At 65.5% G+C, this 12,560-nt stretch carries 10 protein-coding genes and 1 riboswitch; of the genes, 2 read left to right on the forward strand and 8 right to left on the reverse strand.

Features of this window, described 5'->3' with window-relative positions:
- Nucleotides 1-11 precede the first annotated feature (11 nt).
- Nucleotides 12-1,601 (forward strand): RNA-directed DNA polymerase, encoded by a 1,590-nt coding sequence (locus KF871_RS15545; RefSeq protein ID WP_291144476.1) that lies wholly within the window; start codon nucleotides 12-14, stop codon nucleotides 1,599-1,601.
- A gap of 85 nt (nucleotides 1,602-1,686) precedes the next feature.
- Here KF871_RS15545 and KF871_RS15550 read toward each other — a convergent pair whose 3' ends face one another.
- Both KF871_RS15550 and KF871_RS15555 read right to left on the reverse strand, forming a co-directional pair.
- The gene (locus KF871_RS15550; RefSeq protein ID WP_291144479.1) at nucleotides 1,687-2,667 is read right to left on the reverse strand and encodes a tripartite tricarboxylate transporter substrate binding protein; all 981 of its coding nucleotides are present in this window, start codon (nucleotides 2,665-2,667) and stop codon (nucleotides 1,687-1,689) included.
- 158 nt (nucleotides 2,668-2,825) lie between these two features.
- A complete protein-coding gene (locus tag KF871_RS15555; RefSeq protein ID WP_291144482.1) occupies nucleotides 2,826-3,698 on the reverse strand; it encodes a fumarylacetoacetate hydrolase family protein in 873 nt (290 codons plus the stop codon).
- Between the two features lie 144 nt (nucleotides 3,699-3,842).
- On the opposite strand from KF871_RS15555, the gene KF871_RS15560 reads away from it, so the two are divergent.
- Nucleotides 3,843-4,514, forward strand: a complete 672-nt coding sequence (locus KF871_RS15560; RefSeq protein WP_291144486.1) for a FadR/GntR family transcriptional regulator — start codon at nucleotides 3,843-3,845, stop codon at nucleotides 4,512-4,514.
- Nucleotides 4,515-4,551: 37 nt separating this feature from the next.
- Here the strand turns inward: KF871_RS15560 and uca are convergent, their stop codons facing one another.
- From uca to KF871_RS15590, 6 genes are all read right to left on the reverse strand, one after another.
- On the reverse strand, nucleotides 4,552-8,169 hold the full coding sequence (gene uca / locus KF871_RS15565) for an urea carboxylase (RefSeq protein ID WP_291144490.1): 3,618 nt from the start codon (nucleotides 8,167-8,169) through the stop codon (nucleotides 4,552-4,554).
- A gap of 98 nt (nucleotides 8,170-8,267) precedes the next feature.
- A complete protein-coding gene (locus KF871_RS15570; RefSeq protein ID WP_291144492.1) occupies nucleotides 8,268-8,903 on the reverse strand; it encodes an urea amidolyase associated protein UAAP2 in 636 nt (211 codons plus the stop codon).
- Nucleotides 8,904-8,923: 20 nt separating this feature from the next.
- Entirely contained in the window at nucleotides 8,924-9,658 is a 735-nt protein-coding gene (locus KF871_RS15575) for an urea amidolyase associated protein UAAP1 (RefSeq protein ID WP_291144495.1), read from the reverse strand.
- Complete coding sequence (locus tag KF871_RS15580; RefSeq protein ID WP_291144498.1) at nucleotides 9,648-10,373, reverse strand: ABC transporter ATP-binding protein; 726 nt, start codon at nucleotides 10,371-10,373, stop codon at nucleotides 9,648-9,650. The genes KF871_RS15575 and KF871_RS15580 overlap by 11 nt, the downstream gene beginning before the upstream one ends.
- A 1-nt stretch (nucleotide 10,374) precedes the next feature.
- Entirely contained in the window at nucleotides 10,375-11,178 is an 804-nt protein-coding gene (locus KF871_RS15585; protein WP_291144501.1) for an ABC transporter permease, read from the reverse strand.
- Nucleotides 11,179-11,194: 16 nt separating this feature from the next.
- Nucleotides 11,195-12,253, reverse strand: a complete 1,059-nt coding sequence (locus KF871_RS15590) for a putative urea ABC transporter substrate-binding protein (protein ID WP_291144504.1) — start codon at nucleotides 12,251-12,253, stop codon at nucleotides 11,195-11,197.
- A 65-nt stretch (nucleotides 12,254-12,318) separates the two neighbouring features.
- Nucleotides 12,319-12,419: riboswitch (guanidine-I (ykkC/yxkD leader) on the reverse strand.
- Nucleotides 12,420-12,560: the final 141 nt, after the last annotated feature.

Here is a 12,560-nt window from a genome sequence, read left to right on the forward strand (position 1 = left end):
AGGGGGATATTATGAAGAGATTACTTTCTAACGGCTACTTCCCTGCTGAATTACCGCCCCCGTTTCACACCAAAACATATGCTCATTTCCTCACGGCAAATACCCCTGCTGCTCCGTTTGCACTTAGCAATGACCGAGAGCCTAATTACATTAGTAGACCGGTCTCTTACAATTTGGCTAGAGCTGGGACGCTACGAAGGCAGTTGGATATTCCGAATCCAATTAATTTCTTTATGTTGGCCTCGGTTATCGAAGCGATGTGGCCTGCATTGACTGCAAAGTGGTATTCCAAGCCCGGGCAGGCGTTGAGCAAGCCTAAAAAGACCACGAGTGGGCAGGCTAAAAGAGCGTACGAATGGGCTGGTTCGTTTTCCGATATTCCAGAGCATAGGGCGCGTATTCGCGCCGGCATGCGATATGGCTTGCAGACAGATATCAAGGGCTTTTATCCCTCCATCTACACGCACTCGATTCCTTGGGCTCTTCATGGCAAGGAAAAATCGCAAGAGAAAATCGGCTGGGCAAAACTCCGGGGTAATAAGATTGATAGGCTTCTGCAAATCGGTCAGCTAAAGCAAACTAAAGGAATTCCGATTGGCCCGGATACTTCGTTCTTGGTTGCTGAAATGTTGCTGACAAAACTGGATAGGCAGATAGTCGGCGAAGTCGGCAGCCGATACTTCCGATATCTAGACGACTTCGAGTTTGCATTTGCCACCTTTAATGAGGCAGAGAAAGGGTTGTCAAGGTTTCAGGAAATACTAGGTCAATTCGAGTTGATAGCTAACGAAGCGAAGACATGCATATTTGAACTTCCTGCGCCACTTGATGGTAGTTGGCCTAGGGAAATTCGGAACATGGCTCTAACGGGGAGCACCAAGATGGCTCTTCAGAAAACTTTGTTGGTCGATCTTTTTAATAGATCGGTCGAGCTTAGGCTTGAATGTCCAGATCAGGGGATTATTGTCTATGCAGTTCGCAAGACTGCCGGATTTATCGTGGCGCAGAATAATTGGCGATTGTATCAGCAGCTGCTTTTTCAGTGGGCACAAGCGGAACCCGCAGTACTCCCGGTTGTCCTGGATATTCTGTCTACGTATCGCGATGCAGGGTATCTGATTGATCTGGATGGTTTGTCAGAGTTACTGCATATGACAATACAACTTCACGCGTTGAGAGGGCACACAAGTGAAGTGGCGTGGGCGCTTTGGGGGCATCTCTTATTCGATCTACCCCTGCAAACTTCCGCATCGACCACAGTTCGCCGTATTGATAACTCTATAGTTGCATTGCTCGCATTAGATGCTCGGGCAAGAAAGCTAGTCGCAAAAACCGCGTCAATTGATGTTTGGAAGAAGCACATGAGTCCCGACTCATTGGTTGGGGAGCAGTGGCTTCTTGCATACGAAGGAAGGGTGAAGAAGTGGGTTCCTCCGCTTTCAACAAAGGAATACGTTAGGACCGCACCCGGATTCGGAGTTCTTGCCAATGGAAACGTATCTTTCTATGATTCTACGTGTGCATCAACTTACCGACCAAAGTCGATGGAGTTGCTTCGTATGCGCTTGAAGCTTATTTCAGAAGAGGCAGATGAGTATTGAGTGATCTTGTTTGCTAGGTAATAACTACTGCTTCAAACGCTTCGTTGAACATTCGCATTATCTGTTGCACCTGCGACGGCAATGCCTAGTTCACGCGGCCGATGCGCTGCACCACTGCCTTCATGGCTGCGGCGTCGGCCTTGACGAAGGCATCGAATTCGGCCGCGTCCTGGTACTGGAACTGCGTGCCGGCGGTGGTCATGATCTGGATGGTGCGCTCGTCGCGCGCAGCGGCGCGCGCAGCTTCGCGCAGTTTGTCGATCACCGGCTGCGGCGTGCCCGCGGGCGCAAACAGACCCGCCCACTGTGAGTAGCTGATGTTCACGCCCAGCACTTTGAAGCTGGGCACGTCCGGCAACAAGGCCAGGCGGCCTTCGCCCCAGTGCGCCAGCGCGCGCATGCGCCCGCTCTTGATGTGACCCACGATGCTGGCCGGCCCGCTGGCCAGGGCATCAACCTGCCCGCCCAGCAAGCCCACGATGGCCGGGCCGGCGCCGGTGTAGGGCACGTGCAGCATGAAAGTGCCGGTGGCGCCTTTGAGCTGCTCCATCGGCACGTGCATGGTGCCGTAGTTGCCCGACGACCCGAAGGTGATGCGCCCCGGGTTGGCCTTGGCATAGGCAATGAACTCGGCGTAGGTCTTCCACGGGCTGTCGGCGCGCACCACCAGCACGTTCGGGTCCGCCGTCATGCGCGCGATCGGCGCGAGCTGGTTGACTTCGAACTGGGGCGGACGGTTGAGGATGCGGTCGGCCTCCGGCAGCACCACCAGCGACGACAGCGCCATCAGCACGGTGTAACCATCGGCTGGCGACTTGGCCACCGCCGCCATGCCGATGCCGCCCCCAGCACCCGCGCGGTTGGCCACCACCACCGACTGGTTGAGGTGCCGCGCCATGGCCTCGGCCACCGGGCGGCCGACGGTGTCGGCCACGCCACCGGGCGGAAAGGGCACCACCAGGGTGATGGGTTTGCTCGGGTAGGCGTCCTGCGCGAAGGCGGTGCCTACGCTACTCAGGCCCAGGGCCGATGCACCCAGCAGGCGGTGAAAGTCACGTCGTTGCATGTGTGTCTCCTTTGTTGGTGTGTGTCGGGTTGCGGTGGTGGATGACGAATGACTTGCCTCTGCGAGGCGGGATGACAAATGACAGGGGCGCGAGACGGGTCATCGAGCGCGCAGCGCGAAGTCATTCGTCATTTGTCATTCGTCATGCGCCATTGACGTCAGGCAAAGCGGTTCTCGATCAGGCCGATGCCGTCGATCTCGATGCGGACCACGTCGCCGGCCTTGAGGAATTGCGGCGGGCTCAGGCCCATGCCGACACCGGCGGGTGTGCCGGTGGCGATCACGTCGCCGGGGTAGAGCGTGATGCCGCGCGAGACGGTCTCGATCAGCGTGGGGATGTCGAAGATCAGGTCCTCGGTGCGACCGTCCTGGCGCGGCTCGCCGTTGACCCAGCAGCGCACGCGCGTGTGCTGGCCATCGAGTTCGTCGGCGGTGACGATCCACGGGCCCATGGGGCAGAAGGTGTCGAAGCTCTTGCCCATGTCCCACTGCTGGTGGCGCATCTGCACGTCGCGTGCGGTCACGTCGTTGACGATGGTGTAGCCGTAGATGTGGCGCATGGCGTCGGCCTTGGCGATGTTCTTGCCGCCGGTGCCGATGACCACCGCCAGTTCGGCCTCGTAGTCGATCTGGGCCGACACGGCCTCGCCGGGCAGTTGCACCGTGTCGCTCGGGCCGACCACGCACTCGGGCACCTTGGTGAACACGATGGGCCACTGTGCAGGGTTGGCGTTGTTGTTCTTGAAGACCGAGCCCTGCAGCTCCTTGGCGTGCTCGTGGTAGTTGCGGCCCACGCACCAGATGTTGCGCAGCGGGCGCGGGATCGGTGCGATGAGTTGCACGTCGCCCAGCGCGATGGCGGCGCCCGCCGGCGCGGGCAGGGCCTGGCCCTGGGCGGCGGCGTCGATCAGCGGCAGTGCGCCGCGCGCGGCCTGGTCGGCCGGCAGGTCGAGGGGTGTGACGCTGCGCGCGTCGGACGAGACGATGCCCACGCGGCGTTGGCCCTGGTGGACGAAGGTGGCGATGCGCAAGATGGCTCCTGAGATGAAATACCAAAACGTACCAATTGGTACCAGAACGGCATCGTAGGCAAACTTCCAATGCGTGAGGCATGGGGGAACTACCTAGCCGGTGAGCCGAAGGCCGATTGGTCTGATTTGGTACAGTCATCGCCCATGAGTCTGTCCAATGCCTTGCGCGAATCGCTGCTCGACCAGTTGCGCTCCGGCCGCTGGCGCGCCGGTGATCGCCTGCCCACCGAACGCGAGCTGTCGGTGGATTTCGACGTCAGCCGCACCACCGTTCGCAAGGCCTTGCTGGAGCTCAAGGAGCAGGGACTGATCGAGCAGACCGTGGGCAGCGGCACCTTCGTCGCCGATCAGACCGCCGCCCGGCTCACGCGTCGCGTGTCGCAGGACGCGGCCCAGCACACCAGCCCCGCCGACCTCATGGAGGCGCGCCTGGCGCTGGAGCCGGCCATCATCGACATGGCGATTCGCAACGCCACGGTGGCCGATCTCAAACGCATGGATCAGTGCTGCGACGAAGCCGAGGCCGCGCAAACGCTCGAGGCCTTCGAGCACTGGGACGCCGAGCTGCACCAGGCCATTGCCGACGCCGCGCACAACAGCTTCGTTGCCGACGTGTTCACCCTCATGAAGACGGTGCGCGCCCAGGGCGACTGGGGCCAGCTCAAGAAAAAGAGCGTGACCCCCGAGCGGCGCCTGGCCTACCAGCGCGAGCACCGCGCCGTGGTCGCAGCCCTGCGCGACCGGGACGCGGCCCGCGCCCGGTCATTGACCCTGGAGCATCTGCTGCATGTGCGGCAGAGCCTGCTCGGGTACTAGGGCCCGTTCGCACTTGGAAAAATGGTGTGAACAGGCCCTAGTCTGAAGCAGCCGCTGCGGCCTCTTCAATCACCACCACGCATTGACCCGCGCGCACCGGCGAGCCCGGGGCCGCACGCACCTCGCGCACGACGCCGTCGCATGGTGACTCGAGCGTGATCTCCATCTTCATCGACTCCAGGATCACCAGCACATCGCCGGCGGCCACGGCTTGCCCCGGCTGGACCTGCACCTGCCACAGGTTGCCCGCGATCAAGGCTTCGATGGCGCGCTGACCGGCTGGCAGCGGCGTGTCGTCGCCCGTGTCGGCCACGGCTTCTTCGGCCTCGAAGTGCGCCTGGCCGGTGTCGATCCAGCGTTGGCGCTCGGCGTCGAAGGCCGCGCGCTGCTGGGTCCGAAAGGCGTCGATGCCCGCCGCTTCGCGCTCGAGAAAGGCCTGGTAGTCGTTGAGCGAGAGCGTGCTGTCTTCGATGTGCACGGCGTGGCGCCCGAGGGGAAAGTCGCGGCGGATGCGTTGCAGTTCGTCCGCGCTCACCGGGTGGAAGCGGATCTGGTCGAAGAAGCGCAGCAGCCAGGGTTTGCCACCGAAGGCTTCGACCTCGCGGTAACGGTTCCACATCTGCAGCGTGCGGCCCACGAACTGGTAGCCGCCCGGGCCTTCCATGCCGTAGACGCAGAGGTAGGCGCCACCGATGCCCACCGAGTTCTCGGCCGTCCAGGTGCGCGCGGGGTTGTACTTGGTGGTCACCAGGCGGTGGCGCGGGTCCAGTGGCGTGGCCACTGGCGCACCCAGGTACACGTCGCCCAGGCCCATCACCAGGTAGCTGGCATCGAACACGGTGCGGTGAACCGCGTCGAGGTCGGGCAGGTCGTTGATGCGGCGGATGAACTCGAGGTTGCTGGGGCACCAGGGTGCGTCCTTGCGCACCGTCGTCATGTATTTCTGGATCGCGAGCTGGCAGGCGGGGTCGTCCCAGGACAGCGGCAGGTGCACGATGCGCGAGGGCACGCTCAGGTCCCGCATGGCGCACACGGCGTCCCACTCACCGGCCACGGCGTCGAGCAAGGTGGCCAGCGGCAGCGTCTCGGGCTGATGGTGCACCTGCAGCGATCGAATGCCCGGGGTCAGGTCGATCACGCCGGGCAGGGCGCGGGTCTGCAGCGCCTGCATCAGCGCGTGGACCCGAAAGCGCAGCGCCAGATCGAGCTCGGGCGCGCCCACCTCCAGCAGCACGTGCGTGTCGCCGCTCAGGCGCGCGACCAGTCGGTGATCGCCCTGGCCGATGTCCAGCACGATGGGCGAGGCCAGCGGGCTGGTTTGCCAGGCCGTGGCGTCGGCGGTCAGCGTGGCGCATTCGTCACGGCGTGCGATCGCCAGGCGACGCGCCGTGGCCAGGTCCACCGGCACAAAGCGCAGCTTGTCGCCGGCCTTGAGCTGGCCGAGCTGCCACAGGTCGGCTTCGATCACCGTGACCGGGCAAACGAAGCCGCCCAGGCTGGGGCCGTCGGGGCCGAGGATGACCGGCATGTCGCCGGTGAAATCGACCGCGCCAATGGCGTAGGGGTTGTCGTGAATGTTGGACGGGTGCAGGCCTGCCTCGCCGCCGCTCTCACGCGCCCACGCGGGTTTGGGGCCGATCAGGCGCACGCCGGTGCGGCTGGAGTTGAAGTGCACCGACCACTCGGTGTTGAAGAAGGTGTCGATGTAGCCGGGGGTGAAGTACTCGGGCGCGCCATGCGGCCCATAGATCACACGCAGCGTGCGCACGGCGGGCAACTCTGCACACAGCGCCGTAGGCAGGGTGGCGCCCGCCGAGCTGTCGGTCAGGGCCTGCAGGTGCAACACGTCGCCCGCGCGCAGCGCCCGCCCGGCGTGGCCGCCGAACTGGCCCAGCGTGAAGGTGCTCTTGCTGCCCAGGTAGTCGGGTACCTGCACGCCGCCGCGCAGCGTGAGGTAGCTGCGCGCGCCCGCGCCTGCGATGGTGCCGAAGGCGAGCGTGCTGCCCGCCGGCACCCGCAGCGCGGTGTTCATGGGCTGGGCTTCGCCATTCAGGCGCACAGGAATGGGCGCACCGGTGACGGCCACTACCGCGTCGGTGTGCAGGCGCAGCGTGGGGCCGGTCATGGTGATCTCCAGGCCGGCCGCATCCTCGGCATTGCCCAGCAGGCGGTTGCCCAGGCGCAGCGCGCGGTCGTCCATGGGGCCGGAGGGGGGCACACCCACGGCCCAATAGCCCAGCCGGCCGGGCACGTCCTGCACGGTGGTCTGCGTGCCGGCGCCCAGCACCTCCAGCGTGTGGGCCACGTAGCGCAGCCCCTCGAGGCAACGCGTCCAGGGCGATCCGCTGGCAAACGGCGCATCAGCCAGGATCTGGCGCAGGTAGCTGCGATTGCATTCCACGCCATAGAGCACGGTGTCGGCCAGGGCCTGGTCGAGTCCCGCGCGAGCCGCCTCCCGGTCTGGCCCCCAGGCGATCAGCTTGGCGATCATCGGATCGAAGTACGGCGGAATTTCGCCGCCGGCTTCGACCCAGGTGTCGATGCGCAGGCGATGACCATCGGCGACCGGGAAGGCCACGTGTGTGAGCAGGCCCGGGCTGGGCTGGAAGTCGCGGCCCGGGTCTTCGGCGTAGAGGCGCGCCTGGATCGCATGGCCCCTGGGCGTAAGGGTGGCGGCGAGATCGGCCAGCGGTGCCAACTCGCCCGCAGCGAGTTCGATCATCCAGCGCACCAGGTCCACTCCCCACACCTGCTCGGTCACACCGTGTTCCACCTGCAGGCGGGTGTTCACCTCCAGAAAGTAGAAGCGCTTGGCGACATCGTCGTAGACGAACTCGACCGTGCCCGCGCTGCGGTAGTTCACCGCCTTGGCAAGTTGCACCGCGGCCGCGCACAGGGCGTCGGCCATGCCGTCGGGCAGGTTGGGCGCCGGGGTTTCCTCGATCACCTTCTGGTTGCGCCGCTGCACCGAGCAATCGCGCACGCCGAGCGCAATCACCTCGCCGCGGCCGTCGCCGAACACCTGCACCTCCAGGTGGCGAGCGCGCTCAATGTACTTCTCGATGAACACACCCGCGTCGCTGAAGTTGTTCTGGCCCAGGCGCTTCACAGCCTCGAAGGCCTCGCCCAGTTCCGCGGCCGAGCGGCACACGCGCATGCCGATGCCGCCGCCGCCCGCAGTGCTCTTGAGCATCACCGGGTAGCCCACCTCATCGGCGGCGCGCAGCGCGTGTGTCACGTCGTCCAGCAGGCCGGTGCCTTCGAGCATGGGCACGCCTTGTTCCCGGGCCAGTGCGCGCGCCGTGTGCTTGAGGCCGAACACGCGCAACTGCCCGGGCGTGGGCCCCACGAAGGCGATGCCGGCGGCCTCGCAGGCTTCGGCAAACGCGGCGTTCTCGGACAGGAAGCCGTAGCCGGGGTGGATGGCGGTGGCGCCGCTGGCGCGCGCGGCGGCCAGGATCTTGTCGACCACCAGGTAGGTTTGCCCGGCGGGTCCATCGCCCAGTGAATGGGCTTCGTCGGCCTGCTGCACGTGCTGGCTGGCGACGTCGGCCTCGGCGTACACGGCCACGGCACCGACACCGAGCGTGCGCAGGGTGCGCTGGATGCGGCAGGCGATGGCGCCGCGGTTGGCGATCAACAACTTCTTGAACATGCGATGGGTCTCGCAAGGGCGGGCCGTCCCGCGGGGTCGGGGCACGCCATGGCCGTCCATGGCGGCAGCGCGCTGTCAGGTCGTGCAGCGCGCGGGTATCAGTTCCACACCAGCACCTCCGCCGGGGTGGGGTTCCAGCCGTTGCAGGGGTTGTTGAGCTGCGGGCAGTTGGAGATCAGCACGATCACGTCCATCTCGGCCTTGAGCTCGACGTACTTGCCTGGTGCGGACAGGCCGTCTTCGAAGGTGAGGCCACCTTCGGGCGTGACCGGCACGTTCATGAAAAAGTTGATGTTGGCGCCGATGTCGCGCTTGTCGAGCCGGCCGTCGTGCAGGCAGGCACGCAGGAAGTTGTCGCGGCAGCTGTGCATGTAGCGCTTGCCGAGCGCATAGCGCACGGTGTTGCTCTCCTGCGCGCAGGCACCGCCCAGCGTGTCGTGGCGGCCGCAGGTGTCGGCCACGATGGTGAGCAACGGGCGGCCCAGGTTGGAATAGAGCACGCTGCCGGTGGTGAGGTAGACCTTGTTCTGTCGGCGCAGCGTGCGTTGCGCGTCGTAGCGCTCGCGCGGCGCCTGCGCGTTGTAGAACAGCGTGTCGATGGCCTGGTTGCCTTCGAGGTCGAGCAGGCGCAGCGTCTGGCCGGCCTTCACCTCGAACAGGTAGGGTTCGCCCGCCGGGATCACGTGCCGGAACACGGCGTCCTCGGCCTGCAGGGTGCTGTGGGTCAGGGTCATGGTGCGTGTCTCCGGCGCCTTCAGCGAAGGAAGCGTTCGGTGTTGTGCAGGGCGCGGGCGTTCTCGCCGCGCGAGGCGCGGAACGCGGTGGTGATGGCGTCGTCGGGCGCCTGCAGCCAGCTCAGTTGCACCGGCTTGGGCGCGTAGCGCGGCGCCGGGTCCATGGGGTGTTGCAGGGCGGTGAGCACCACCAGCGTGTCCATGGGCGCGTAGAGCTCGACGTACTGGCCGGCCGACGAGTTGCCGGGCACAAATTGAAAGCCGCCTTCGGCGTCCACCACCACCTTGCTGAACAGGTTGACCACCATCAGCAGGTCGGGCAGGTCGAGGTTCCACTTGCCCATCTCCACCAGCAGGTTGTCGCTGCCGTTGCGGTGAAAGGCGTTGCGCAGCTCCTGGTAGCGTCCCACGCCGTATTTCTCTTCGGCTTCGGCCGCGTCGAGCACACCGCCCAGGCTGTCGTGCCAGCCACAGGTGTCGGCGCCGATGATGGCCAGCACGCGGCCCATGTCGGAGTAGAGCCCATGGCCTGCGGTGAGGCGTGCGGTGTGCTGGCCCTTGAGCGTGTCGGGCAGGTTCAGCCGCTCGCTGGGGTGGTGGGCATTGAGCAGCATCAGGCTCACGTTGGCGCCACCTTCCAGGTCGGTCAGGCGCAGCGTCTGTCCGCGCTTGAGCACGAAGGAGGTGTGTCCGCCGCCGGGCACGGTTTCTTCGTACAGGGTGGTTCGCAGTTCGAGGTCTTCGTCAGTCTTCATGGTGGAGCGGGATGTCGTAGGTGATGCGTGCGCCGTATGCCTGCGGCGCGTGCGGGTCGATGCGCACCTTGTCGAACACGAGCAGGCGCGAGCCCAGGGTGAAGCCTTCACTGAGGTCGTGCGTGACCATGAAGACGGTCAGCCGGGTCTCCTGCCAGAGCTGGCGCAGCAGCGCATGCATGTCCTTGCGGATGCCGGGGTCCAGCGCACCGAAGGGCTCGTCGAGCAGCAGCAGGCGCGGGCGGGTGATCAGCGCCTGTGCAATGGCCAGGCGTTGCTGCATGCCACCCGAGAGCTGGCTCGGGTACTTGTTCAGCGCATGGCCCAGGCCCACGCGCTGCAGCATGGCCTCGGCCTGCGCCCGCGCTTCGCTCTTGGCGGCGCCGAACAGGCGGCCCCACAGCGGCGCGCGCGGCAGCTCCAGGCCGATGGCCACGTTGTCGAGCACGTTCAGGTGCGGGAAGACCGAGTAGCGCTGGAACACCACGCCGCGGCTGGCGTCGGGTTCGGCGCGCAACGGCTGGCCCTGCAGCAGCAGCTCACCCTTGCTGGGTTGCTCCTGCCCCAGCAGCAGTCGCAGAAAGGTGGACTTGCCGCAGCCCGAGGCGCCCACCAGCGAGCAGAACTCGCCTTCTTCCACCTGCAGGTTCAGGTTTTCGAGCACCACGTGGTCGCCGTAGCGCTGCCACACGTTGCGGATGTCGATGTACGGCATGTCAGTCGGCCCACGGAAAGGCGCGGCGGTGCAGCCAGCGCAGGCCCCAGTCCATCAGCCACGCGAGCAGGGTGATCCACACCACGTAGGGCAGGATCACGTCCATCGACAGGTAGCGCCGCACCAGGAAGATGCGGTAGCCCAGCCCCGCGGTGGACGAAATCGCCTCGGCGGAGATGAGGAACAACCAGGCCGAGCCCAGCATCAGCCGCAGCGACACCAGCAGGCGAGCGATCAATGGCGGCAGGATGACGCGCAGCACCGTGGTCCAGCTGTTGGCACCCAGGGTCTGGGCCTTGATGAGCAGCTCGGGCGGCAGCTCGCGCGCGCGCTGCTCCAGGTCGCGCGCCAGGATGGGCGTGATGCCGATGACGATGAGCATGACCTTGGACAGCTCGTCGAGCCCGAACACGATGAACAGGATCGGCAGGATGGCCAGCGGCGGCACCATGGACGCGAGCGCCATCAAGGGCGACAGGCTGGCGCGCAGCAGAGGGAACGCGCCGGCCGCCGTGCCCAGACCCAGGCCGGCGAGCGCGGCCACACCCAGGCCCAGGCCCAGACGCTGCAGGCTCGCCAGCGTGTCGCTCCACAGCAGCACCTCACCCGTGCGCGGATCTTCCTCGAACGCCATGCGCTGCACCGCCTCGGCCATCTGCGACACGCTGGGCAGCAGCTTGTCGTCCGGGTTCTCGGCCAGGCGCGAGGCCGAGCCCACGGCGTAGGCGATGGCCAGCAGGATCAGCGGCAGCAGCGCAAGCAGCAGCCGGCCGCCGCGGCCTGGGTGGCGGTTGATGAAGCGCATGGAATCGATGAACCGATCAGAGTTTGCCGTCGACGGCCATGCGCAGGTAGGTGGCGTCGAAGCGCAGCTTGGTGTTGGTCTTGCTGCCGTTCACCACGCCGCCGGGGAAGGCCACGCCAATGGCGTCGGCGTTGCGCGCGCCCTGGCCGAGCAGGCCTTTGTCGAACGAGAACCGCGACACGCGGCCCATGGTCTCGGGCAGTTTGGGGCTGGTGACGAAGGCCAGTGCCTCGGCCGGGGTGTGGAACAGCGCGGTGGTCTTGAGCTGGGCCTTGTAGCCGGCGAGGTCGGTGCCCGAGGCCTTGGCCATGTGGGTGAGTGCGGCCTCGTTGCCGGCCTTCATCAGCGCCATCACCTCGAACCAGGCGCCGGTGAGGGCCTTGCCCAGCGCGGGGTTGTCTTTGAGCGTGGCGGTGTTGACCACCATCATGTCGATGATCTCGCCAGGCACCTGGCTCGAATCGAACACGGCGCTGGTGTCGGGCGTGGCGGCGATGGCCGCGAGCTGCGGGTTCCAGGCCACGGCGGCCTTCACCGCGGGCGTGGCGAAGGCGGCCACGATGTCGGCGTCAGAGGTGTTGACCACCTTCACGTCGCGCTCGCGAAGACCGGCCTTTTCCAGGCCGCGCGCCAGCAGGTAGTGCGACACCGAGAGCTCGACCAGGTTGATGTTCAGGCCCTTGAGGTCCTTCACCGACTTGCCCTTGCCCTTGAGCACGATGCCGTCGTTGCCATTGGAGAAGCTGCTGGCGATGAGGGCCGTGCTGTCCACGCCGCCGGCGGCGGGAATGGTCAGCGCGTCCATGTTGGTCATGGTGCAGCCGTCGAATTTGCCGGCGGTGTACTGGTTGATCGACTCGACGTAATCGTTGAGCTGCGTGACCTTGATCTGCACGCCGTACTTCTTGGCCCACTTGTCGACGATGCCTTGCGTCTGGGCATAGTCCCAGGGCATCCAGCCGGCGTAGATCGTCCAGCAGACGTCGAATTGCGTTTTGGGGGCGGCGTGGGCGGGGGCGGCGATGAGGCCGACAAGACCCAGGGCGAGGGCGGCCAGCGAACGGCGCAGTTGCATGATGGGCACTCCAGTTGGTTGACGGACAGCTTGGGAGCAGCGACCACCACGGTGTGGCGTCGCATGTCTCCCGGGCTTTTGTCCCGCCGTGTAACCTCGACTGGAGGTCGCCAGCTCTCGGACCAGACATCGGCTTGCGCAGACCGGAACCCTAGCCAGCTATTCAGGAATCAGACCGCAAGGTGCTGCCCCCCACCGCAACACACGCAAGCCGTGTGCCAGCGCAAATCCGCGCGGCCAGGCCGGTTTGTGCGCGATCCCGGGGCGTTGGCGGAGCCGGCATGCACCAGCACAAGGCGCTGGGGTA

The organism is Hydrogenophaga sp. (genome assembly GCF_019635465.1).
GTDB lineage: Bacteria > Pseudomonadota > Gammaproteobacteria > Burkholderiales > Burkholderiaceae_C > Hydrogenophaga.